We start from the raw sequence: 25,488 nt of genomic DNA on the forward strand, positions 1-25,488 counted from the left end.
CTTTATTATGTCAGTTATTTAAAATCTTCGGGACTGTATCTTTGTTGCATCACTAAAAACGAAGTATTATGAATTTACGAAAGTTATTATTTTTATGTTTATTGCTACCTGTCGGAAACAAGATTGTAGCCGACAATAAACCTGTTGAAGAAACAATTATAGCACTCGAAAGAGCTGCTATGGATCGATGGGCAAAAGGAGATCCCGATGGATTCATTGAGTTATCTACCGATGATGTTGTGTACATGGATCCTTTCTTGGAACAAAAGCTGGAAGGTATTGACAAATTAAAGGAACTTTACGAGACCATCAGAGGCAAAGTTGAAATTGACCGATATGAGTTTATACGTCCGGTTGTGCAGGCCGCAGGCGGCTGTGCCGTTTTAACCTACAATTTCATTTCTTACTACAAGGAAGAGGTGCACAAATGGAATTGCACGGAAGTCTACCGCTTGGAGACTTCCGGCAAATGGAAAATCATTCACACACACTGGTCTCTGGTAAAGCCCTTGAAATAGCACTTTACTAATTCTCGCCGCCACCTCCTTCGGAGCTACCGCCGCCTTTCACGTCATCGTTATTGATGGTTCTTGCCGCTTTTTTCACACTGGCTTTCAACTCGCCAATGCGATAGCTCACACTGAACCCGTAACGCATGCGTGAATAGCTGCTGTTGGTATTTTGCGAAAAACTGGCCGAACTGATTGAATTGGAATAATCTGTATATTTTTTAAGGAAGTTATAAGCAAATGCACTTAGCGTCAATCTTTTGTCAATAAAGGAACGGTTCAAGCTCAATCCGTAATCATAATAACTGCTGCCTCTTCCTTGAATGCTAATGTAAGGAGTAGAACCCATCAGGTTCAGACTTAAACGAATATCGAGTGGAAAGGTATGCTGTGCACCTCCGTATGCAAAAGCATACCAACCATTATTTTTCAGATTCTGAGAAGGGCTTCTGTAATCGGAATAATTGCCGCTGGCATTCACATAAATACGTGTTTTAGGCGAAGCATTCCAATTGATGTATGCGCTCATGCCGGTAGTGCGACTCTTACCAATGTTAGCATAAGTTGAGTTCAGGATGCCATCTTTTATGAAGCTATAATTCTCTATGCTATTGTTGTTAAAGCTATGGCGTAGCGAAAGGTTTACACTGAGCTTAGCCGTAAAATTACTGTAAGACAGATTAAAAGCATGACTTTTCTCACTTTTCAATTCCGAATTACCATAGCTAATGGCACTCGGATTACTGTCATCAACATAAGGATTAAGGAAATAAATACTGGGGCGCCAAATGCGCATATTGTAACCGAGACTTAGATTTTGAGTCTGACCTATTTTTAAACCCATGCTAGCCGAAGGAACCCAATCACTCAAATAAGAGTTAAAATCGCTCCCGGTACCTACCAGGTAATTCACTTCCTGACTAGTATACTCATAACGAAGTCCTGCTTTGGCCGACAATGTCTTGTATTTAAAGGAATAGCCTCCGTAAATAGCCAAAATATTATTTAAGTGCTCGTAATGACTGCTCTTTTTTTCGTTGTAAGCATAATCATCCGTTCCGCCTTGCGCCAGAGAAACGTTATTTTCACTCACATTATTACGTATAATGTACTTCGCACCGGTTTCAAGCGTATGCATCTTGCCTAAAGGCGTAGTATAGTCAGTCTGGAAAGTATGTTCTGTGGTATTGGTCTCTCCGTCCGAACGACGGTTTTCAAGCGCCAAACGCTGCTTCCACTCATCTGGTATCTCCATGTCCGAGTAGTAAGCATAAGAATCTGAACTCTCTGGTTCCGTATTAATTTTATAAGAAAAGGTCAGCATACGATCCTTCACAGAAAACATACGTTGGTAATCTATATTTCCGCGGATGGAATACCAAGAGCCGTCCGACTTATTTCTAGCTACATATTTATACACAGGCAATCCTGCATCCGTTGTCATTTGCGTAAAACCATCGCCTTTACTATCATTACCACCTCCGTACAATCCAAAAGACATGGAAAGCAGGCGTAGTGTATCAATTTCATAGCTAGCTTCAAGGTTACTGTATTGAAAGCTCCCGTCGTAATCATTGGCATTATCGGTTGTGAGTCGTGTTTTTCCAGTATAATCTTCACGAAGAACAGAACTATAATTTTTAGGAGAACTATTAAGGCTGTAGTTATAGTTCCCCGTTACTGTAAGTTTATTTCTCTTCACCGTTCCGTACACACTACCACCAACACCTGTATTTCGGGCACTCCCACTCAGTGTCACGGTATACCCTTCCACTCCACGGTTGTCTATAGTTACAATATTGAGGATACCTCCCACTCCTTCGGCATCGTATTTTGCGCCCGGGTTGGTAATCACTTCAATGTATTTGATGGAGTTTGCAGGCATGCTTTTCAATACTTCCTTTGGATTACTACTCATCATGGTATTGGGTTTGCCGTTTACGTGTATCTTAAAGTTGCTACTTCCGTTTACCTGAATGTTATCTTCTCCGTCAACCGTTACCAGAGGAACTTTTCGAAGCATTTCTATGACGGTATTCGTTTTGGAATCGGGGTCATCTTGTATGTTGTATTCAATTTTATCAATATCGACTTTCACTAATGGCTTTTGCGCCACAACTTCTATTCCTTTTAGTTCGTTTGTAGCGTCACTCACAAAAAGTGTTCCTAAATCGATGGTTTTTAACTCTTCAGTGAGTGTAAACTCCTTCTGCACTGTTGCTTTACCTACCGAACTGATTGTAAGAATGTAAGTAGATGGTTCTGATAGCTTTTCAGAGAATTTACCATTCAAATCGGTCACAGCCATCTTTACAGCCTTTTGAGGAGAGTTTTTCTTAGCAATTTTCAAGGTTGCATACGGCTCGGCTTCTTTAGTGATGGAATCCAGCAGTAGACCTTTGACTATAAAAAGAGGATTTTTGGGTGCTTGCGCCCGTGAAACAGATGATACAAGAAGTATCAGCAATAGTAAGAAAGTCTTGTTTTTCATAAGTATCTTTTTTATTTTAACAATGCGCAAAAGTACATGATAACCAATACCTTACAACAGTTTGCTCGTTAATTAAACAAAACCTATTCCTTTTTAATGTTAAATAAGCAGATCTTATATCTTACCAGATAAAGTAAAAAATAACAAGCAGGAGGAGATTGATGCTTATTACAGTTCCGAAACCTCCCAAAATTCGAGGGATGAGGTCTTTGCGTGCACCCGAAAAGAAGATAGCATAACACATATTAACCACAATGTTACTGATAATTGCTTGCATGCTACAAGCCGCTATTACCAAAGTAGCCACCCCACCGGTACCTTGCAACAGGTTCAAAATGAAGGGTGTAATGTCACTCAAGCCGGTAATAAACGAAAGAAGATTCAATCCGCCGGTTCCGGCATAAAGCAAAGTATAATGAGTAAGCAACGTGAATACAACAAATAGAATAGCAAAGATCAACGCAACTTTAAATTCGAGGGGGTTGCTGCTACTTTCTTCTTCACTGGTTGGCTGGCCTGCTTTCTGGCGATGCTTGTCACGTGCATAAGTTAACCAGGCAGAGGCTGCTGCCGCAACGGCCATAATAAGCAAATAGGGATATACAATAGAAAAGACATCCTTACTGAATATCAGAATAAGAATGAGGAAACGCAAAAACATCATACTCACAGCCAGCAACATAGCTGCTACGTATTCGGATATTTCATTAAGTTGGGCGGTTCTGCTTTTGCGGGCCAGCACGGAAATGGTAGCTGTACTGCTATACAATCCGCCTATCACTCCCGACACCAGTACGCCCGACTCGCGAAAAACATAACGGCGCAACAGGTAAGAAAGGTATGATATGCCCGACACAACTACTGTTGCCAACCAAATACTATAAGGGGTAAGATTCACTTCGGGAATGATATTCTCGTTGGGAAGCATGGGGAGTATAATACCGCTGATAGCAAGAAACTTCGCCAAGGTGGCTATCTCGTCATTTTCCATCTGTTGTGCTATTTCGGTAAACGTGCGCTTCATTTCGGTAAAGAGCAACACGGTTACGACTACCATGACATAGAACCAAGACGGCTGGGTAGATACAATCGGTGCCAGGCAGTATGTAATTAGCGCAATGATAATGGTGGTAACTCCAAACACATGAAACTGGGCTTGCTTCACGTAGTAGTTGATGCCCAACAACAGTCCCAAAATAAGTCCGCCACCCATGAAAAGACGCATTTCAGAGGGATCTAATATATAAAGAAGGTACCCTAATATACCAATAAAGGTAAAGGTTCTGTCTGTTCCGAAAAGGGTAGTCTCCCCTTCACGTTTCAGACTGATTTTTCGTTGATTCAGTCCGATTAGAAGAGAAAAAAGGGTAACCAACACAAAGGTAACCAATTCTGCCGGGAAGTAGTTGTAGAGTTTCTCCATGAAGCGTGCTTAGATGCTAGTATGTTGATAACAGTTGTGAAGTGGTATTGTTCGAAACAAAACAATTCACCAACTTTTAAAGGGCTTTTTCATTAACTGTGAGTTATAATAACGAATATCTCCGGTTACTTCCTCTCCGATGAAATGGGGCTTTACAAACGATTCGTTTTCTTGGGACAATTCCACTTCGGCCATAACAAGTCCTTCATTATCACCATAGAACTCATCAATTTCAAAGACATGATCACCCGACTTAACGAGATAGCGTGTCTTATCAATCACACCCGGTTCACAAAGTGTCATTAGTTCACGGGCCTCATCAAGCGGAATTTCCTTCTCCCACTCATAACGACTCATTCCGGCAGTATCCGAAGCTCCTTTGATCGTTAAATAACCCTTTTCATCGCGAATACGCACGCGAACAGTGCGTCCACGCGCACTGCTGATATAACCTTGAACAATGTGGCTGTGGGCGTATGCATACGATTTGTACTCTCCCTGAACCAAAAACTTACGTTCTATCTCTTGCGCCATATATCATTTCCTTTGAATGGTTCAATATTTAGAAGTTTAACTGCATGCGAAGTCCCAGAATTCCGTAAGCATTTCCTCCTTTTCCACTGTTTTCATCGACTTTTTCGCCGTCGTAAACCTTTTCACCCGAACTGTTGTAACCCACTGCCGCACTGTTAAAGGCATCGGCATATTTATCATTATCAACGTATGAGTAGTTGAGTTGCAGCTTCAGGTTACGGGTAGCGTAATAGTTTAATCCCAGAGTCAGTCCGTTGGCCGAGCCTCCTTTTACCTGAGTTCCGTTCAGGTCGATACGGTCAAAACGAGCAGCTAGTTCCAAATCGCCCCAACTTTTGCCGGGCGTGGGTTGCGTAAACGCTCCCCTGGAAGTACTGTATTTCTGTTGTCCGCCAAAGAGCAGGTAGCCTGCTTGTATATAAAAGCCGTTGAATTTCTCCGTACTCAAATCGCCACTACGATGGGTATGGTTCAGAATATACTCGCCTTGCATGCGAAACTGTCTATGGAATGCCGCCAGTTCTAAACCTGCCAGCAAATCATTGTCAACATTCGTAATAGGTGCAGTGTCTAAAAACTTAATCTTATTAATGTATGATAATGAAGTAGTGCTATAACGAACTGTGTTGGGCATTAGTGAACCCACTGTTGTTTTCGGGGTGCGATACGAGAGCGCACCGCCCAAATGGAACCCTCTGGTCTTGTCCGGGGAAAGGGGCATCCATACGGCACGCGCCGTATATGATATGCCTTCGTCCTGACCTGCTTTATTATTGGTTTCGGAATAGTCTTTTTCTTTGCTACCGTTTATTCTTCTAAAGTAAACTCCGGCCGCTGTCATAAATGAGCCTGACCTCCACTCTCCTTGCACTCCCATGTGATATTCAGGGGCGAAGGCAGAGACCACATTCGCCTTCTCCATAAACATCAAATCGCCCGATGAGGTCATGGCTGACATAGCAAAGCTTTCCTTAAAATTGCCAGCTTTGACACTGAGGCTATGTGGCAGGTCGTATTTCACAAAACAATCTTTCAGCGAAAAGCCGCCATCGGTAAAGTCAACTTCCATCTTGCCGGAAAGGTGATCACCAAAAGTTGCGGTAGCTCCCAGTCGCACTCTGCGAAAACCCACCCCGTTGCCCAAAGGCTGGTAGTCTTCTCCAACAAAAACAGCGCCATCGGCTTGTATCCGTCCACCAAATGACAATTTGAACTTTTCATCGGCCGACTGTACCGACAAGGATTTACTAACTAAAGAATTTTCAGGCTCTGCCGACTGTAGTTTCATGGCAGCAGCCAGCATAAGTAATGCGGAAAAAGCAATAAACTGTTTTTTCATTGTAAATGTTGTTATAAAATCTTCATGCTGACAAGCATTTGTAGTTTCATGCAAGCTTGTCAGCATGAAAAACTAGCCGGTCAATCAGGCAAAAAATGAGAAGCTGACTAACAGGACAAGTGCTAAAATGAATAATGCCAGAAATAGCATCTTCAAAACGCGGTTGGCCTGCATCTCTTCTTGTTTGGTGTGCTTTAGTTTACGACTTCTGTTCATAGTGATGATTTATATTAAGTTCAACAAAACCAGCAAACTATCTTTGCTTTGTTGTTCCAAATATACTAACTAATTTAGAAAAAGCAACACCTTAAAAAAGAAAACTTCCTACTGCCCAAAGAGGCAGCAGGAAGTTTCGTTATTCGTTCTCTCCTTCCGAGGAAAACTCCATCAGATAGGCTTTGATAAAATCGTCAATCTTTCCGTCCATCACTCCGTTTACATCAGAGGTTTGGTAGTTTGTACGATGGTCTTTCACACGGCGGTCGTCAAAAACATAGCTCCGGATTTGCGATCCCCATTCAATCTTTTTCTTTCCGGCCTCAATCTTCCGTTGCTCAGCCAAGCGTTTTTGCAACTCTCTATCATACAGTTGCGAACGCAAAAGTCGCATGGCATTCTCACGGTTATCGAGCTGAGAACGAGTCTCTGTATTTTCAATCAGAATTTCTTCTTCCTCACCCGTTTCAGGATCTTTGTATTTGTAACGCAAACGCACACCGGTTTCCACCTTGTTCACGTTCTGTCCACCGGCACCGCCCGATCGGAATAAATCCCAGGTAATAGCGGCTTGGTTTATCTGAACTTCAATGGTATCATCAACCAAAGGAGAAACAAATACGGATGCAAACGAAGTCATTCGTTTACCCTGAGCATTGTACGGAGAAACACGCACCAACCGATGCACACCGTTTTCTCCTTTCAGATAACCGTAGGCATAATCGCCTTCTACCTGAATGGTGCAGGTTTTTATTCCGGCCTCATCTCCTTCTTGTAAGTTCGATATGCTGGCTTTGTAGCCGTTACTTTCTGCCCAACGCAAATACATACGCATCAGCATAGAAGCCCAATCCTGACTTTCAGTTCCACCTGCGCCCGAATTGATTTTAAGCACACAGCCCATCTGGTCAGCTTCTTCACGAAGCATATTTTTTAGTTCCAGATTCTCTATAGTCTCCAGAGCTTTGGCATACGCCTGGTCTACTTCTTCTTCTGTTACCAGCTCGTCTTTATAAAAATCAAAAGATAACTCCAACTCATCATTCAGTGTTTTGACTTCCTGATAACCGTCAATCCACTTTTGCAAACCTTTCACCAATTTCATCTGGGCTTCAGCTTTTTTCTGATCATCCCAAAATCCGGGAGCCTGAGTCCTGAGTTGTTCTTCTTCTACTTGTATTTTCTTGCCATCGACGTCAAAGGTACCTCCTCAGCGCATCAGTGCGCTCTTTCACGTCTTTAAGTTGTTCAATTGTAATCATAAATAAAATTTAATTGTTTATTCTCGCTGCAAATATAACTATTTTTTTAGCAGCATAAAAACAGCATTTCTATGAATTAATAAATATCTTTGTCGTAACAACTTAATTTACAATATATTTTATGAAGAAAAGTATCAAACTATTCTGCTTGCTGGTTGCACTATTGTGCTTTACCGGCTATAGTAGCGCCAATCAAAAAGATTATCGCTACGTGACTGTTCCAAATGACCCGATGAATGCGCGTATTTACACTCTCGATAACGGATTGAAGGTGTACATGACTGTATTCAAAGAAACACCACGTATCCAAACGTTTATTGCAGTCCGCGTAGGCGGAAAAAATGATCCGGCTGAAACAACCGGACTCGCTCATTATTTTGAGCACCTGATGTTTAAGGGTACCGAGAAATTTGGAACACAAAATTATGCTGCCGAGAAACCGCTACTGGATGCCATAGAGCAACAATTTGAGGTATATCGCAAAACGAAAGACGAAGCGCAGCGTAAAGCCATCTATCACACAATCGACAGTTTGTCATACGAGGCTTCAAAAGCTGCTATACCCAATGAGTACGACAAGCTAATGGCGGCTATCGGGGCAAATGGGACCAATGCATATACCGGTTTTGATATGACGGTTTACACCGAAGACATTCCTTCCAATCAAATTGAAAACTGGGCTAAGATACAAGCCGATCGTTTCGAAAACAATGTAATACGTGGTTTCCACACTGAGTTGGAAACGGTTTACGAAGAGAAAAACATGTCGCTCACCCGCGATCCGAGAAAAGTATACGAGGCCGTTTTGGCTTCTTTATTCCCTCACCACCCGTATGGAACGCAAACTGTTTTAGGTACACAAGAGGATTTGAAGAACCCATCCATCACTAACATAAAGAATTACAAAAAAACTTGGTATGTACCTAACAATATAGCAATCTGTCTGTCGGGCGACTTTGATCCGGACAAGATGATTGTCACCATTGATAAGTATTTCGGGCACATGAAGCCTAACATGAGCTTACCCAAGCTGAATTTAGCTAAAGAAGAAGCGCTGACTGCTCCGGTTGTCAAAGAGATACTAGGTCCGGATGCTGAAAATATCACGTTGGCATGGCGTTTCCCGGGAGCTGCCAGCAAGGAATACGAAACGTTACAGATTGTTTCTCAGATATTATACAATGACAAAGCCGGATTGATTGACCTGAACATTAATCAGCAACAAAAGGCCTTGTCGGCTTATTGCTATCCGCTCGACATGGCCGATTATAGTGTGCTTTTAATGCAGGGTCGTCCTAAACAGGGGCAAACACTCGATGAGGTAAAAGGCTTGCTGCTAGAGGAAATTAAAAAGTTGCGTGCCGGTGACTTCGATGAAAAAATGCTCGAAGCTAACATCAACAATTTCAAGCTGGGCTTAATGCAACAGCTCGAGAAAAATGAATCACGTGCTCAAATGTTTGTTAATTCATTTATCAACGGTAGTAATTGGGCTGATGAAGTGACTGCTTTAGAACGCATGTCAAAACTTACTAAGTCTGAAATTGTTGCTTTTGCCAATAAATACTTGAACGAGAATAATTGCGCCGTCATTTACAAGAAACGCGGACAGGATCCGAATGAAAAGAAAATGTCGAAACCTGCCATCACACCGATAGTAATGAATCGCGATGCCGTAAGCCCCTTCTTGAAAGAGATACAAGAAAGTAAAGTAGAACCAATGAGCCCGGTCTTCTTAAACTTCACAACGGATTTAAAACAGTTGAAAGCTAAAACGGGTATTCCTGTACTATACAAACAAAACACAAGCAATGATCTTTTCCAATTGCTCTACTTGTTTGACATGGGCAATAACAATGATAAGGCTCTAGGTATTGCATTCCAATACATGTCTTACTTGGGCACTCCGGATATGACAGCGGAGCAGATAAAAAGTGAGTTTTATCGTTTAGCTTGTACATTCAGAGTTATGCCGGGCAACGAACGTACGTATGTTGTACTATCAGGTCTGAATGAGAACCTACCTGAGGCTATGGCTCTTTTTGAAAAGTTAATGGCCAACGCACAAGTGAACAAGGATACTTACAAAAACCTGAGTGCAGACATCATCAAAGCCCGTAAAGATGCCAAATTAAACCAAGCGCAAAACTTCAACCGATTGGTAAATTATGGTATTTGGGGAGCTAAATCACCTGCTACTAATCTGCTTTCAGAGGCAGAATTGTTAGCCATGGATCCGCAAGAGCTCATTAACAGAATACACCAACAAAACAGTTACGAGCATCGCATTTTGTATTATGGGCCAAGTGGCGAAAAAGAATTGCTTGCTACCATCAACAAGCTTCACAATACTCCCCGAAAATTGACAAAAATTGTACCCAACGATCAGTTTAAGATGGAATTGACCAATCAGACCAAGGTGTTTATTGCTCCTTATGAGGCTAAACAGATATACATGAGCCAGATTTCAAACAGAGGAGAGAAGTTTGACCCAAGTATGGAACCGGTATTGAACCTTTATAACGAATATTTCGGCGGAGGTATGAATTCCATTGTTTTCCAGGAAATGCGTGAAAGCAGGGGACTTGCTTATTCTGCCAACGCTAGGATCATACAGCCCTCGTACCTGAAGTATCCTTATATGTTTCGTACTCAGATTGCAACTCAGAATGACAAGATGATTGACGCAATCAAGGTATTTAACGATATTATCAACAAAATGCCTGAGTCGGAAGCGGCATTTAAATTGGCAAAAGACGGACTGATAGCGCGTTTAAGAACTGAACGTATTATTAAGGACGAAGTATTGTGGTCTTTTATTGCTGCGCAAGACCTTGGCTTGAAAGAAGACAGCCGCATTAAATTGTATAATGACGTGCAGACTATGACACTAAAAGACATAGTTAATTTTCAGAATAAATGGATCAAGAATCGCACCTATACTTATTGTATTCTTGGCGATGAGAAAGAGCTTGATTTGGAGAAACTGAAAGAAGTAGGACCTATCATCAGACTGACCACGGAAGATATATTCGGTTATTAATCAGTATGTAACTTCATAGAAATAAAAAAACGGCTGCTAAATGAAGCAGCCGTTTTTTATTTCTATTATTCTTCGTACATTTTATCTATCTGTTCTTTATAATTTCGGGAGATAACTGCCCTGCGAAGTTTAAGCGTATTGGTCAATTCTCCGCGCTCCATGCTGAATGGTTCCGGCAACAAAGTAAAGCGTTTAATTTGTTCGTAGTGTGCAAACAGCTGCTGCAAAGTATCAATACGACCTTTGAACAAGTTAATTATTTCGGGCTTTTCAAGCAAATCGGCCCGACTTTGATAAGCAATGCCTTTTTGTTTGGCATACTCCTCTACAAAACCGTACACGGGAACAATGAGAGCCGATACAAATTTACGCTGATCAGCAACAATGGCTATTTGATCAATATAGCGATCAACAACAAGTTTCGTTTCCAATGCCTGAGGGGCTATGTACTTACCGTTAGATGTCTTAAACAAATCTTTCAAGCGTTCGGTAAGATACAATTGGCCATCTTTGAAATAGCCAGCATCGCCCGTATGAAACCAACCTTCGGCGTCAATTGCAGCGGCCGTGGCTTCACTTTTCTTATAATATCCTTTCGTGATGGTCTTACCACGAAGAAGTATTTCGTTCTCGTCGCCAATTTTCACTTCTAATCCAGGCATCACATCCCCCACGGAACCTATCTCGTAACCGGTTTTCCATGTACAAGATACAGTGGCAGTCGACTCGGTCAATCCATAGCCGGTAAGCATATCAATCCCAACCGAATGTACAAACTCGCATATTTCATCCGAGATAGCAGCACCGGCTGTAGGAAAGAAATTACCATTTTCTATTCCAATGGTTTTTTTCAGCAACAAATAGATGGTTTTCTCGTAGAACTTATATTTCATCTGAACAAGTAAAGGAGGAGTCTTACCTACTCGTAGATAGTCTACATTGTGTATTTTACCTATTTTAATCGCATCAAGCATCAAAGATTTTTTCAAACCTGTTGTTTCGGCTATTTTTTCTTGTACTCCTGCATATACTTTCTCCCAGAAACGAGGAACGCTGCACATTAATGTGGGACGAATCTCTTTGATGGTTGTCTGTATGTCTGCCGGACGAAGGTTCACACAAATCTGCACACCTTTATGTATGCACAAGTAGCACCAGGCTTTTTCAAAAATATGAGTCAACGGAAGAAAGTTCATCGAGATGTCCTGATCAGTCATTGTCTTCAGGCGTTCATCATGGGTGCGAAATACCTCCATGTAACAAGAATGATGAATCATCACTCCTTTAGGTTCTCCCGTTGTACCGGATGTATAAAGAATATTAGCCAAGTCATCTTCAGAGGCTCGCTTCGTACGTTCTTCCACCGTATCATAATGAGTTAGCCCTTCTCCTGTCTGAATAAATTCATCGAAATAGACAGAGGCAATATCTCTGGGGTCTTTCACCACTGATCGGTCAAATATAACTATCTTCTGCAACGAAGGACACAATGAAAGGATGCTGAAAGCCACATCATATTGAAGCTGTTCTCCAACAAAAAGGAAACGAATTTCGGCATCATTAACAATGTATTGTGCCTGAGAAGACGAACTGGTTGCATAAAGTGGAACGGTTACAGCTCTATTTGCAAACGCTCCGAAGTCAACATAAAAACATTCAGGTTTGTTTTGAGAAAAGATAGCAACATTTTCTTCCTCTCTAATACCCAATGCTACAAAAGCATCGGCTGTTTTCTTGATGATATCCGAGAAGTTGCTCCAACTAACAGATACCCATTGTGCCGTATCGTAATCACGATATTTCAAGGCTATTTTTTCTCCGTACTTTTCTGCTTGATGATGAACCAGAGCAGACAGATGATGATTAGTCATACCTTTTCTCTTTTAAAATTGAGACACAAAGGTATAGTTTAATTTGGAATTAAATGTTAATACTACAATACATTTAATTATCTTTGCAACAAAACAAGTAACAATGACAACAGATTACGCAACCATGACAGCAGAAGCTGTAAGCTTCTTGAAGTCTATAATCAGCATTCCCGCTATTAGCAGAGAAGAAAATCAAGTAGCCGATTTTGTGCAAAAATATATAGAAGAAGTTGGCATGCAAACTGGTCGTAAAGGCAACAATGTTTGGTGTTTAAGCCCTATGTTCAAAATAGAAAAACCCACTTTATTGCTCAATTCTCATATTGATACGGTTAAACCGGTAAACGGATGGAGAAAAGATCCTTTCACCCCCCGCGAGGAAAATGGGAAATTATACGGTTTGGGAAGCAATGACGCAGGAGCAAGTGTGGCAACATTACTACAGGTATTTTTGGATCTCTGCCGCAAAGAGCAACCCTATAACCTGATTTTCTTGGCATCCTGTGAAGAGGAAATCTCAGGAAAAGATGGCATTGAAAGCATATTACCGGCTCTGCCTCCTATTTCTTTAGCTATTGTAGGAGAACCAACGGAGATGCATCCGGCTATAGCCGAGAAGGGTTTGATGGTAGTTGATGTAACGGCAAAAGGAAGAGCCGGACATGCTGCCCGCAATGAGGGAGACAATGCCATATACAAGGTATTGAATGACATAGCTTGGTTTCGTGACTTCCACTTTCCCCAAGAATCACCTCTGCTAGGTCCGGTCAAAATGAGTGTGACACAAATTAATGCAGGAACACAACACAACGTCATACCCGATCTATGTACATTCGTCGTTGATGTAAGAAGTAATGAACTTTATTCAAATGAGGAAATATTCAGGATTATTGAGAGGAATATTTCTTGTGAAGCCAAAGCGCGCTCTTTCAGGTTAAATTCTTCGCGTATTGACATGGTGCACCCTTTCGTTCAAAGAGCCATTCAGCTCAACAGAGTTCCTTTTGGTTCTCCAACGTTATCCGACCAAGCATTAATGAATTTCCCATCGGTAAAAATGGGACCGGGTAAATCATCACGTTCGCATACTGCTGATGAGTATATCATGATAAAAGAGATGGAAGAAGCCATAGAGATATACCATCGGCTACTCGATTGCTTCCGCCTATAACATTTATCGGTTCAGCCACGGTTCAGGATTAAGTTTCTCCTTTTCACGCCTTAATTGGAAGTGCAAGACCGTGCGACCGCTATCACTCATATCAGAAAAGACTTGTCCGATGCTCTGTTTGGTACTCACATTATCGCCTTGCTTAACAGAAGCTGACGACAAGTTGCAATATACCGAAATGTAATTGCCGTGACGAATTAGAACATTAAACAGTCCGTTCAGCTGGAATACCGCGGCTACCTTACCATCAAAGATGGCACGAGCTTGCGCCCCAGGCCTCCCTTGAATATCAATACCTTTGTTATCAAGCTTCACATTCCGTAATCCCTCAACAGCATATTCGCCATAATGACTAGTAATGATATATGATCCAGAAATAGGCATCGGCAAACGTCCTCTGTTATTTGCAAAATTGCCTGACAACTCTCTATCTTCACGACTCATCGAATAAGATTCCATGGGTTTCTCCGCAGCACGTTTACGACTTGAACTAGATTTCCGGGAATCAGATTTTTTTGCTTCCGACTCTTTGGAAGTAGATTTCGCTTCTGCAGCTTTCCTTCTGGCCTCGGCTTCACGACGAGCTTCTTCTTCAGCTCTCTTACGAGCTTTCTCAATTTCTTCTGCAATCAAACGATCAATACGCGCATTCAAACGATTAGCCTCTGTCTTTTTACGACGAATTTCACTTTGAAGTCCTTGTTGTTTTTTCTTCAAATTGGCTACCAAAGTACGCTTCTCCTTTTCCTGAACTTCCAATTTGGCTTTCTCAGACTCACGCTCTTTCAAAAGTGACTCTTTAGCAGCCTTAACTTGTTGAAGTTCGGCTCTTTTTCGATTGATTTGTTCTTGCTTTTTTAATATCTCTTCGCCTTGCAGACGTTGATAAGTAGCATATTCACGAACGTAACGTAACCTTCTGTACATTTTGGTCAGGTTATCTGCTGAGAAAATAAACATTAATTTCTCTTCAATAGATTTATTCTTATAAAGATATTGAACAGATGATTCATATTTCTTCTTTTTATCAGCCAAATCTTTACGCAACACGCCTAGTTGTCTTTCTAGTTTATAGAGTTCATCGCCAATGGCGTCTACATCCTTATTGATCGAATTAATATAGCGTTTTCGTTCTTCTATCTGTCCGGAAAGGGCCGCCAATCCATTCAACTGACTGCCCACATCTTTTTTGGTTGTCTTCAACAACGATTCCGTCTCTGCTATCTGTTTTTGCAAAGCTCCTCTCTTGTTTTCAAGTTCTTTAATCAGCTTGTTAGATTGCGCTAAAAGAGTCGTTGAAGTACCAAGTAATAAAATAATAGCAATTAAAAAGTATCTCATAAATCAAAAAGGAGTTTTATCAGATCATTGAATTCAACTTGTGCGTATTTAGAAGAGACCTCAGTTGCCGTAACATTCATTTCATCGGATGAAAAATCATATAATTGGATTTTTGCTTCAGCCATTGAAGAAGTCAAACCGATTTCTTTGCCTGTAAGCACATTTTTACCACCCGGTTTTGAAGCATCCATAAGGCGTTTCTGTAATTTCTCAAAATCACTCCCTTTAGGCAAGAATGGAGTCATCTCAGCACGTGTCGCTTTAACAAAACGTTTATTCATACGATCAACTAACAACACTTCCTCCGGTGTTATATCAATACGTACCACTTCTGTCCGGATAACTGGTAACTGCACGGAAAGCTGGATACGTTCGTTTTGCTTCATTTTCATAGTACCCCCCATAGACATTTTATCACCTTTATAGGGAAAAGTCAGTTGCATTTTCGATGACAAATAAGGTTTAGATGATTCACCCGATGGTAAAATCCCAATCTGTTTAGAGCTTTTGCAAGAAGTAAAAAGCATTACCAAAGTAAGTATGCCACAAAATATATAAATTGATCTTTTCATTCTGTTATGTATTTTTTCTGTTCAATTTTCTTTTTTATTGTAGCCGACTTACTGCCCATTTCCAATGCTTTCTTCCAAAATTTAAGTGCATTTTCTACGTCTCCGGTCATGTAATAAATATCGCCACTATGTTCAACAATCACATCACTTTGTTCACCGCCGTTTTTGAGAGCCTCATCAATATAAATACGAGCTTCAGCATAGTTACCTTTCTCAAAAAGAATCCAAGCATAAGTATCTAAATATGTTGAATTTTTAGGCTCTGCTTTAACTGTTTTGAAACTCATTTCTTCAGCTTTATCCAGTTCCTTCCTTTCAACAGATAAGTAATAAGCATAGTTATTCAATGCTCCAATATTTGAAGGGTTGTATACTAAAGCAGAGTCGTAGGCTGCATAAGCCTCTGCCATTTTATCTTTTGAGTGATAAATATCACCCATCATACTATAAAAGTCAGATACGACTTCTTTCTTACTATCAGCAGTAACATGTTGCAACGCTCTTTGATATATTGCAAGCGCATCATCTAACCTTTCAGCCTGATAATATGCAATTCCCAAATAATAATAAAACTCTAATGATTCCGGATTGGCTTCAATACCAGGCTCACAAAGACCTATTACATCTTGAAAATCATTTTTACGGATAGCCGAGCCCAACAAAGTCATTCGTGCAGCCGTATTAGTAGGGTCTATTTGCAATACCTGCTTTAGCACCGGAATAGATTCCTTTTCCATTCCCTTAGACAATAAATATTGAGCATAAAGCATCGGTACTTGGTCATCATCGGGATATTGACGTAACATCCGATCAAACATAGCGATAACACGCGTACTGTCTTTGGATTCTTGCTCTGCCTGCACAATGAATTCCCGCATAACATTCACTCGGGTTTCGGGAGGAACTTGATTATTGAGCAGCAACGTATCAATCTGTTGCTGATAAAGTTCTTTCTGGCCCGTTTGCTCATAATAGGAAGCTAAAGAAAACATGGCCATTGCATTATCAGGTTCTATGGAAAGTACTTTTTGGTAAGTGCTATAAGCCTCCTGCTTTTTGCCGTTTTGAAGATACAAATCACCCAATAAAGTAAGGTAACGCATGTCCATGGGATATTCCTCGGCAAGCTTCTCTATTTCTTGAAAAGCTTTCTTGTCATCTTCCATTTGTAGATAAATGCGGAACTTCTCCATGCTGAGCTGTTCATTCTTACCAATGATTTGCTCAAGCCTGTCAAGCGTATGAATGACATTCTTATAATCTTTTGTTTGATTATAAAGATCGACCAGATTGAACAGGGATTCTCTTCTTTCCGGGAAACGCCGATACATGTCTTCGAGGAGATTTATGTTTTTTTCTTTCTGCCCCTGCTGTTGGTAAAGATTTGATAAACCTTGGGAATACCAATAATTCTGAGGATCATTTTCTACTGCTTTTTCAAGTGCCTCTTGTCCTTGAGGAACTTGTTTCAAATACAAATAGAATTGAGATATTTCATACAAAGCAGAAGAAGCATCTGGTTGAATTGCCAAACAATGTTTATATAAATCAAAAGCGGCATCGTACTGCCCTTTTGCTTTGAGGCGGGCAGCCTCAAGAAAATAATAATTATATTTACGCTGCATATCCAAAGAAGGCGCACTTGTTTGAGGGAGGGATTCCGATCTCCGACCTTTAATTATCCCAGCCGACGAACAAGCATTAAGAAAGCAAGAGAGCAGTACCAGACAACTCAATGATAGAAAACTATTTCGTATCAGTCCGGCCATGCCACGACTTCTTTTTCCTCGGAAACACATCATAATTATTATTTTTTTACTTTAGTAAAAGCAAAACAGTTAAATCAGTCTTTGCCTGTATGCCCAAATCCACCACTGCCACGTTCTGTTTCATCTAGTATTTGTACTTCAGTCCACTCAGCTTGTTCGTGGCGGGCTATCACCATCTGAGCAATACGTTCACCATCTTCAATCACAAACGGCTCAGCAGAAAGGTTAACCAAAATAATACAGATTTCACCACGATAATCGGCATCAATCGTTCCAGGCGAATTGAGTACAGTGATTCCTTTTTTAATAGCCAACCCGCTTCTAGGGCGTATTTGCGCTTCATATCCTTTTGGTAAAGCGATATATAAACCCGTTGAAATAAGACATCTTTCAAGCGGTTTAAGGGTTACTGAAGCTGATAAATTGGCGCGAATATCCATTCCTGCCGAAAGTTCTGTGGCGTACGCGGGCAACGGATGCTTTGATTTATTGATGACTTGTATATTCATATTCATCCTTGTTTACTTTTTAATTTGCGAAATTAGGTAATTTGGGGCTATTTTTCATACATTTGCAGTTAATAACGGTTAATGATTAATTTATTACGCAAGATATGGAATGGAAGAAATTAATTTCCGCCAAACGATTTGGGATGGAAGAATTTCACGAGGAAAGACAGGAGAACAGAAGCGAATTTCAACGAGACTATGACCGATTGGTCTTCTCTGCTCCTTTCAGAAGGTTACAAAATAAAACTCAGGTTTTCCCTCTTCCCGGAAGTGTATTTGTACACAACCGACTAACACATAGTTTGGAAGTATCTTGTGTAGGCCGCTCATTAGGAAATGACTCTGCCAAAGCAATTATCAGCAAAAACCCCCAATTGAGTGATACTTTTTTACCCGAAATAGGATCGATCGTATCAGCTGCATGCCTTGCTCACGATCTGGGAAATCCACCTTTCGGACATTCCGGTGAAAAAGCCATCTCTACCTATTTCTCCGAAGGACCGGGCATTCGATTAAAAGAACTCTTAAAGCCTGAGGAATGGGAAGACTTAATTCACTTTGAAGGAAATGCTAATGCGTTCCGCCTATTAACTCATCAATTTGAGGGCCGACGAAAAGGTGGCTTTGCCATGACCTACTCTACATTGGCCTCAATCATAAAATACCCATATTCTTCCAGACTAGCCGGTAATAAGCAAAAATTTGGGTTTTTCGTTTCAGAGCAAGATGATTTTCAGCTTATAGCGAATGAATTAGGTATGCATCAACTTCAAGCTTCTCCATTGAAGTATGCACGTTATCCACTTGTTTACTTAGTTGAATCCGCCGATGACATATGCTACCAAATGATGGACATTGAAGATGCTCACAAACTCAAAATACTTTCTACAGAAGAAACAATCGGCTTACTTATGGCCTATTTTGACGATGAAAGGCAGAACCATCTTATGAGAACATTCAAAATCGTTAAAGACCGCAATGAACAGATAGCTTATCTCCGATCTTCAGTTATCGGATTATTAATAAAAGAATGCACCAACGTCTTTGTCGAAAATGAAAAAGCCATTTTAAACGGAGAGTTTAATAGTACCTTAATAAAGGAAATAGCTCAACGACCAGCTTGTGCATATAAGGATTGTTCAAAATTATCATTTGAGAGAATATATCGTTCCAGGGATGTATTAGACATCGAACTAGCGGGATTCAGAGTAATAACGACTCTACTTGACCTCATGATCAATGCGGTAATGGAGCCTGAAAAAGCTTATTCAAAACTTTTAATAAATAGGGTTTCCGAACAATATAACATAAAAGCGCCTGCGCTCATTGACAGAGTGCAGGCTGTTCTAGATTATATATCGGGCATGACTGATGTGTTCGCTCTTGATCTTTATAGAAAAATCAATGGAAACAGTCTGCCTGCGGTATAAACTTACTTCGCAGAGGGAGGACTGAAAAACACTTTATTTGCGCCCGAGGTGAGTTTGCAGCCATTAGGATCTTTTTCAATAAAGGACTGAATGTGACGCATTCTTTTTTCTTCTAGAATTTCATCTACAGCAATAAGAATTCCAGTCTCTTCTACATCACCAAAACCATAATTAATGGCCGTTCCGAACATCCTCATCGTTGGGCTCAAGCTCATGTATGCATTAACCAAAGGAGGAATATTGTAGCCGAGTTTACGAACCTCGGCATTGAGGATTTTATAGTCTTCTTTAAAAGTATCTTTGTCAAACAAGCATTCTAATTCATGCATATTTGTTTCTATCTGTAAAGGTTTCATCGGAGTTATCAAGCCTTCTTTGTCTCCAAAATGTTTTCTCAAAAAATAAAGAATCATATCACGCCCCTGACGATGAAAACTAGGATACATAGTCACCTTTCCAAAAAAATATTTAACTTCAGGCATAACCACAGTCAATGCACCTAAACCATCCCATAAGTTATCTAAAGCAAATAGCCCTTTGCTACCGGCACGAGTTGACTGATACTCTAGCGTAACAAATGAACGCCCTAGTTCAATGGTAGTAGGAAGATATTCTTTCAAAAACTTCTCGGAAAAGTCAAACATATGTGAAGTGGCAAGAATAGGATGTCCATGCTGATCAAATTCAACATCCGTACCACGTATATAACGATAGCCACCAAGTATCTCTTCAGCTTCTGGGTTCCAAACTATCAATTGTTTATAAGCATTCTCCATGGTATCGTACTCATCAATATCCATTGACAGACCACAGCCCCCACCTGCAGCACGAAAAGCAATTTCACGCAAACGGCCGATTTCTCTCATTAAATTCGGCGAATCATGATGAGTGATAATATAAATCTGATTATTACTCTTGTTCGTCATGCGCAAGCGCTTGTCGTCGGTTAATTCAGCTATAAGCAGCTTCTTACTTACAGGTTTAATAATTTCTTCCATATCTTTCGTCAGTAGTGTCTTTATTTCTTAGAGTTTATAAACAATTTCTTTTACATATTGAGCCCATTGAGCAGGCGTTTTAGACTTATCAAACGTTTGCCATGGAATTGGTTTTCCAAATATAACGGTAAAAGTCTTATGGCGATTTCTAAACATTTCGTCTGCCAAATATAGCATAGCGATATTAAACTTAATGCCCAACACCTTGCAAACAGTGGCCAGATTATAGAAAAAATTCGAGTTACGTCCATTAAAATGAACCGGTACAACATCTCGTTGAAACTGTACACTTTTGGCCACAAAAGTTTTCCTCCATTCAAGATCTTTGATAATTCCATTTTGTCTTCTGGAACACAGACCTGCCGGAAACATGATGAGTTGATTGTCTGATTTAAAACCAGCTTCAACCAATTGCGGGAAATCTTTGGCTTGTTTTCCGGTTTTGTTAATGGGAATGCACAACGGAGCTAATCCGCGCAAATTCATCAACAAGTCGTTGACGAGATACTTCACTTTACCATCATAATGTTTACCTAAGACATAACCTAAAGCAACGCCATCTTGCCCTCCCAATGGATGATTACACACAAATGTATAGAGACCATCCTCCGGCAAATTCTCAGCGCCTTTTATTTCAATTTTCACATCAAGAAATTGCAATGAAGCCTCTAAAAAATCAACTCCCACTTTGTTTCGTGATTCAAATAAGAAGACGTTGAGTTCTTCCTGATGAACAATCTTCTTCAGGTAAGAAACAACAAAGGATGGTATGTATTTATAGTACTTACGCGCTTTTTCGCGTAGTATCTTTTCGACATCAATCAAGAACAAACTCTCTTCTGCCATTCTTTTTAAATAAAAAACAATAGCGCAAAATTAACGCATCTTTTTAATTAATTGTAATAAATGGCAAGAAAATACTAACTTTTAAAGCATCAGGCCCATAATAAGCAGCTATTTTTAGCATTTCAATGAACTTAAGCTACGATTTATATCTCAGCTAAAGGCGAGTAATCCAGACTATTCAACCCTGCTTTTTAACCATTAAAAAAGCTGTTGAAAACTTATTAAAAAAATATTCGTGGAATATTGTGGGGAATTGTGGGGAAATACCTATTTTTACCGTCGCTTATTTATAATAATGTGCATGGTACGTTTTTTAGGCAATATTGAGGCTAAAATGGATGCGAAAGGGCGACTTTTCATCCCCGCACAATTCAGAAGACAGTTACAATCCGCTTCCGAAGAAAGACTTATTATGCGCAAAGATGTCTTCCAAGATTGCTTAGTTCTCTATCCGGAAAGAGTTTGGGAGGATGAACTAAACGAATTAAAAACCAAATTGAACAAGTGGAATCCGGCGCACCAAAATATTTTTCGCCAATTTGTAAGCGATGTCGAGATATTAATACCCGACAGCAACGGACGTATCCTCATTCCTAAAAGGTATCTTCAACTTGTAGATATCACCACCGATGTACGTTTTATCGGAATAGATACGAAAATTGAAATTTGGTCAAAAGAAAAAACGGATAATCTTTTTCTCACGGCAGAAGCGTTTAGCTCCGCTTTAGAGGAGATCATGAAAAGCAATAACGAATAATTTATAAACAAAAATGGCAAACGAAGGAAATATATATCACATACCTGTTCTTCTCAAAGAAAGTGTTGATGGGATGAACATATCACCCAGCGGCATTTATGTTGACATGACTTTTGGAGGTGGTGGACATTCTAAAGAAATCTTGTCTCGCTTAGATGAAAATGGTCGCTTATTGGGATTTGATCAGGACGAGGATGCTGAAAGTAACATTCCAAGCGACAAGCGTTTTATCTTTGTACGCAGTAACTTCCGCTACCTGCATAACTTCCTTCGTTATCATAACATCGACAAAGTTGATGCCATATTAGCAGATCTTGGCGTTTCGTCTCACCACTTTGATGATAGTGAAAGAGGTTTCTCGTTCCGATTCAGCGGAGCACTTGATATGAGAATGAATAAACGATCGGGCATTACGGCTGCAGAAGTAATCAACAACTACGACGAAGAAAAACTTGCTGATCTTTTTTATCTTTATGGTGAGCTAAAGAACAGCAGGAAACTAGCTTCGGTAATTGTAAAGGCACGTAAAAGCAAAACCATAGAAACCATTGATGATTTTTTGAATCTGATTAAACCATTATTCGGCAGAGAAAGGGAGAAAAAGGAGTTAGCAAAAGTATTCCAGGCGTTACGAATAGAGGTTAACCAAGAGATGGAGGCACTAAAAGAGATGCTTGAAGCAGCCACTCAATCTCTCAAACCGGGAGGCCGGTTAGTAGTTATCACCTATCACTCTTTGGAGGATAGGATGGTAAAGAACATCATGAAAGCTGGGAATGTAGAAGGAAAAATAGTGCAGGACTTCTTTGGGAAAGTGCAAAATTCCTTTAAACTCGTAAATAACAAAGTGATCGTTCCCGCTGAAGATGAGATACAAAGAAATCCACGTTCAAGAAGTGCAAAATTGAGAATTGCAGAAAAAAAATAAGGATACACGGATATGGCAGATAAAGCAGAAGATAAAAAAAGAAGTCCCTCCGTAAAAAGCATCTTAGGAGGTGATATTTTGGCGAATGATTTTTTCAGGCGTCAGACCAAACTTCTCATCTTAATGATGGTCTTCATCTTATTCTACATTCATAACCGGTACGCCAGTCAACAGCAGCAAATCGAAATTGACAAACTTAAAAAAGAATTGATTGACATCAAATATGATGCATTGACAAGAAGCTCCGAATTAATGGAGAAAAGTCGCCAGTCACGCATTGAAGAATACGTATCAGAAGAACAAAGTGATTTGCAAACATCAACAAACCCACCTTATGTAATTAAGAAAGATTAGGTATGGCTGTTAATAAGAAAAATATAATGACCCGATATTTCTTCGTGATCCTGCTAATGGGCATGGTCGGAGTATCTATTGTCATCAAGGCAGGAATTACCATGTTCGCCGAAAGACAATATTGGCAGGACGTTGCAGATCGTTTTATAAAAGAAAATGTAACAGTAAAGCCAAGCAGAGGTAACATTATATCATCTGACGGACGACTAATGGCCAGCTCTTTACCTGAATATCGTATTTATATGGATTTCAAAGCAGGTGGAGAAACAAAAGACACAATGCTTATCAATCACATAGATGAAATATGTGAAGGACTTCACCAAATATTCCCCGACAAAAGTGCTTCTGAATTCAAAACTCATATCAAAAATGGTAGAAAAAGAGGTAGTCGGAATTACCTTTTATATCCCAAACGGATATCTTACATTCAATACAAAGAGGTGAAACAATTACCTGTATTTAATTTGAATAAATACAAAGGAGGGTTCCACGAACAAGCATATAACAGAAGAAAAAAACCTTTCGGATCGCTCGCTACAAGAACGTTGGGAGATCTATATGCAGATACTGCAAAAGGAGCAAAAAATGGTCTTGAACTGTCTTTTGATAGTATCTTAAGAGGTAAAGATGGAGTTACTCATCGCCAGAAAGTGATGAACAAATACCTGAATATAGTTGACATACCACCCGTTGACGGTTGTGATGTGATTGCCAGCATAGATGTAAGCATGCAAGATATATGTGAAAAAGCTCTTGTTGACAAACTTAAGGAGATTAACGCCAGCGTAGGTGTTGCCGTACTTATGGAAGTAGCAACAGGAGAGATAAAGGCGATCGTAAACATGACAAAATGTGAAGACGGCATTTACCGCGAAATCAGGAACAATGCTATCAGCGACATGATGGAACCCGGCTCAACATTCAAGACAGCTTCAATTATGGTAGCTCTAGAAGATGGAATGATTACACCTCAAGATGGAGTAGATACGGGCAATGGCGTAATGAAAATGCATGGCAGAGATATGAAAGACCATAACTGGAGAAGAGGAGGATATCAATACCTTACTGTTCCTGAAATTTTAATGGTTTCATCTAATATTGGAGTGTCCTATCTCATTGATAAACATTATGGAAAGAATCCCCAGAAGTTCGTTGATGGTTTAAAAAGGATGAGCATCAATGAGCCACTGCATTTGCAAGTTCCCGGAGAAGGGAAACCAAACATCAAAGGTCCCAAAGAAAGGTATTTCGCAAAAACAACCTTGCCATGGATGAGTATTGGTTATGAAACGCAAGTACCTCCCATGAACATTCTTACGTTTTACAATGCTATTGCCAATAACGGTATCATGGTACGACCTAAATTTGTAAAGGCCATATCTAAAAACGGAGAAATAATAAAAGAATATCCTACAGAAGTTATCAACCCTTCTATCTGCTCACCACGCACTTTAACTCAAATACGGGAAATCTTGCAGCGGGTTGTATCTGAAGGTTTGGCAAAACCCGCTGGATCCAAACAATTTCATGTTTCAGGAAAGACAGGTACAGCACAGATATCTCAAGGAGTAGCCGGTTACAAAAGCGGTACAGTGAATTACCTCGTCAGTTTCTGCGGATTTTTCCCTTCTGAAGCGCCCAAATATAGTTGCATTGTTTCTATTCAAAAGCCTGGACTTCCTGCTTCGGGAGGATTAATGGCTGGTAGTGTCTTTGGGAAAATAGCAGAAAGGGTATATGCCAAAAACTTGGCTCTTGACCTGAAAAATGCGATTGACACCAATCGTATTATCATTCCTGAAGTAAAAGCGGGCGAGATGAATGAGACTAAGCGTGTACTAGACGCCTTGAAGATACAAGCTCAAACAGAATTCAGCACTACCGGAAAACAGATATGGGGGAACAGCTATTCAACGGCAAAATCGATTGTATTACAAAACAACCATACACTCAAAGGGTTTATCCCCAGCGTTATTGGTATGGGAGCCAAGGATGCTGTTTTTATATTGGAAAGTAAAGGATTAAAGGTACAACTCAATGGTATAGGTAAAGTGGTCAAGCAATCCATACCTCAAGGTACGCTAGCCCGAAAAAACGAGAAAATCATCCTCACATTAAAATGATA

Annotated in this window: 19 protein-coding genes and 2 pseudogenes; 8 read left to right on the forward strand and 13 right to left on the reverse strand. The window is 40.2% G+C overall.

The window, feature by feature from the left end:
• Positions 1-68: 68 nt before the first annotated feature.
• Positions 69-518 carry a YybH family protein gene (locus ACKPCE_RS03250; RefSeq protein WP_319504182.1) on the forward strand — a complete coding sequence of 150 codons (450 nt, stop codon included), beginning with the start codon at positions 69-71 and terminating at the stop codon, positions 516-518.
• A gap of 7 nt (positions 519-525) precedes the next feature.
• Here the strand turns inward: ACKPCE_RS03250 and ACKPCE_RS03255 are convergent, their stop codons facing one another.
• The 5 genes from ACKPCE_RS03255 to prfB all read right to left on the reverse strand — a co-directional run bounded on the left by ACKPCE_RS03255 (position 526) and on the right by prfB (position 7,774).
• The gene (locus ACKPCE_RS03255) at positions 526-3,000 is read right to left on the reverse strand and encodes a TonB-dependent receptor (protein ID WP_319504183.1); all 2,475 of its coding nucleotides are present in this window, start codon (positions 2,998-3,000) and stop codon (positions 526-528) included.
• A gap of 121 nt (positions 3,001-3,121) precedes the next feature.
• Entirely contained in the window at positions 3,122-4,423 is a 1,302-nt protein-coding gene (locus ACKPCE_RS03260) for an MgtC/SapB family protein (RefSeq protein ID WP_308764602.1), read from the reverse strand.
• Positions 4,424-4,489: 66 nt separating this feature from the next.
• Positions 4,490-4,957: a CYTH domain-containing protein gene (locus ACKPCE_RS03265; RefSeq protein ID WP_024995366.1), complete on the reverse strand. Its 468-nt coding sequence runs from the start codon at positions 4,955-4,957 to the stop codon at positions 4,490-4,492.
• A gap of 28 nt (positions 4,958-4,985) precedes the next feature.
• Positions 4,986-6,296, reverse strand: coding sequence for an OprO/OprP family phosphate-selective porin (locus tag ACKPCE_RS03270; RefSeq protein WP_319504184.1), 1,311 nt, complete (start codon positions 6,294-6,296; stop codon positions 4,986-4,988).
• Positions 6,297-6,651: 355 nt separating this feature from the next.
• Positions 6,652-7,774, reverse strand: a protein-coding gene (gene prfB / locus ACKPCE_RS03275) for a peptide chain release factor 2 (protein WP_319504185.1) whose coding sequence is annotated in 2 segments (ribosomal slippage) — positions 6,652-7,710 and positions 7,712-7,774 — 1,122 coding nt in all. Because the reading frame shifts where the segments join, the coding sequence is not laid out codon by codon here.
• A gap of 121 nt (positions 7,775-7,895) precedes the next feature.
• Here prfB and ACKPCE_RS03280 point away from each other — a divergent pair.
• Positions 7,896-10,817, forward strand: coding sequence for a M16 family metallopeptidase (locus ACKPCE_RS03280; protein WP_319504186.1), 2,922 nt, complete (start codon positions 7,896-7,898; stop codon positions 10,815-10,817).
• A gap of 65 nt (positions 10,818-10,882) precedes the next feature.
• Here the strand turns inward: ACKPCE_RS03280 and ACKPCE_RS03285 are convergent, their stop codons facing one another.
• Positions 10,883-12,688 carry an AMP-dependent synthetase/ligase gene (locus tag ACKPCE_RS03285; RefSeq protein ID WP_024995371.1) on the reverse strand — a complete coding sequence of 602 codons (1,806 nt, stop codon included), beginning with the start codon at positions 12,686-12,688 and terminating at the stop codon, positions 10,883-10,885.
• A gap of 103 nt (positions 12,689-12,791) precedes the next feature.
• Here ACKPCE_RS03285 and ACKPCE_RS03290 point away from each other — a divergent pair, with 103 nt between their 5' ends.
• The gene (locus ACKPCE_RS03290; protein ID WP_319504187.1) at positions 12,792-13,859 is read left to right on the forward strand and encodes a M20 family metallo-hydrolase; all 1,068 of its coding nucleotides are present in this window, start codon (positions 12,792-12,794) and stop codon (positions 13,857-13,859) included.
• A 3-nt stretch (positions 13,860-13,862) separates the two neighbouring features.
• Here ACKPCE_RS03290 and ACKPCE_RS03295 read toward each other — a convergent pair.
• From ACKPCE_RS03295 to dut, 5 genes and pseudogenes are all read right to left on the reverse strand, one after another.
• Positions 13,863-14,333: pseudogene (locus tag ACKPCE_RS03295) on the reverse strand (murein hydrolase activator EnvC family protein); the annotation flags it as partial.
• Between the two features lie 77 nt (positions 14,334-14,410).
• Positions 14,411-15,200: pseudogene (locus ACKPCE_RS03300) on the reverse strand (murein hydrolase activator EnvC family protein); the annotation flags it as partial.
• Positions 15,197-15,772 (reverse strand): lipoprotein insertase outer membrane protein LolB1, encoded by a 576-nt coding sequence (gene lolB1, locus ACKPCE_RS03305; protein ID WP_319504189.1) that lies wholly within the window; start codon positions 15,770-15,772, stop codon positions 15,197-15,199. The gene lolB1 and the pseudogene ACKPCE_RS03300, both read right to left, overlap by 4 nt.
• The gene (locus tag ACKPCE_RS03310; protein ID WP_407654945.1) at positions 15,769-17,574 is read right to left on the reverse strand and encodes a tetratricopeptide repeat protein; all 1,806 of its coding nucleotides are present in this window, start codon (positions 17,572-17,574) and stop codon (positions 15,769-15,771) included. Before ACKPCE_RS03310 ends, lolB1 begins: the two co-directional genes overlap by 4 nt.
• Before the next feature lie 41 nt (positions 17,575-17,615).
• Complete coding sequence (gene dut / locus ACKPCE_RS03315; protein WP_319504190.1) at positions 17,616-18,050, reverse strand: dUTP diphosphatase; 435 nt, start codon at positions 18,048-18,050, stop codon at positions 17,616-17,618.
• A gap of 104 nt (positions 18,051-18,154) precedes the next feature.
• Between dut and dgt the strand changes: the two genes are divergently transcribed.
• Positions 18,155-19,480, forward strand: coding sequence for a dGTP triphosphohydrolase (gene dgt / locus ACKPCE_RS03320; protein ID WP_319504191.1), 1,326 nt, complete (start codon positions 18,155-18,157; stop codon positions 19,478-19,480).
• A 2-nt stretch (positions 19,481-19,482) separates the two neighbouring features.
• Here the strand turns inward: dgt and ACKPCE_RS03325 are convergent, their stop codons facing one another.
• On the reverse strand, positions 19,483-20,478 hold the full coding sequence (locus tag ACKPCE_RS03325) for a glycine N(alpha)-acyltransferase GlsB (RefSeq protein ID WP_319504192.1): 996 nt from the start codon (positions 20,476-20,478) through the stop codon (positions 19,483-19,485).
• 27 nt (positions 20,479-20,505) lie between these two features.
• Complete coding sequence (locus ACKPCE_RS03330) at positions 20,506-21,324, reverse strand: lyso-glycine lipid O-acyltransferase GlsA (RefSeq protein ID WP_319504193.1); 819 nt, start codon at positions 21,322-21,324, stop codon at positions 20,506-20,508.
• A 301-nt stretch (positions 21,325-21,625) separates the two neighbouring features.
• Here ACKPCE_RS03330 and mraZ point away from each other — a divergent pair, with 301 nt between their 5' ends.
• Genes mraZ through ACKPCE_RS03350 form a run of 4 tightly spaced genes read left to right on the forward strand, consistent with a single transcriptional unit; the run spans position 21,626 to position 25,486 of the window.
• Positions 21,626-22,081, forward strand: coding sequence for a division/cell wall cluster transcriptional repressor MraZ (mraZ, locus tag ACKPCE_RS03335; RefSeq protein WP_277638642.1), 456 nt, complete (start codon positions 21,626-21,628; stop codon positions 22,079-22,081).
• Positions 22,082-22,094: 13 nt separating this feature from the next.
• On the forward strand, positions 22,095-23,009 hold the full coding sequence (rsmH, locus tag ACKPCE_RS03340) for a 16S rRNA (cytosine(1402)-N(4))-methyltransferase RsmH (RefSeq protein WP_319504194.1): 915 nt from the start codon (positions 22,095-22,097) through the stop codon (positions 23,007-23,009).
• 12 nt (positions 23,010-23,021) lie between these two features.
• The gene (locus tag ACKPCE_RS03345; RefSeq protein WP_277638640.1) at positions 23,022-23,363 is read left to right on the forward strand and encodes an FtsL-like putative cell division protein; all 342 of its coding nucleotides are present in this window, start codon (positions 23,022-23,024) and stop codon (positions 23,361-23,363) included.
• 2 nt (positions 23,364-23,365) lie between these two features.
• Positions 23,366-25,486 (forward strand): PASTA domain-containing penicillin-binding protein, encoded by a 2,121-nt coding sequence (locus ACKPCE_RS03350; protein WP_319504195.1) that lies wholly within the window; start codon positions 23,366-23,368, stop codon positions 25,484-25,486.
• Positions 25,487-25,488: the final 2 nt, after the last annotated feature.

Origin of the sequence: Bacteroides graminisolvens, assembly GCF_963666085.1 — a bacterium.
GTDB lineage: Bacteria > Bacteroidota > Bacteroidia > Bacteroidales > Bacteroidaceae > Bacteroides > Bacteroides graminisolvens.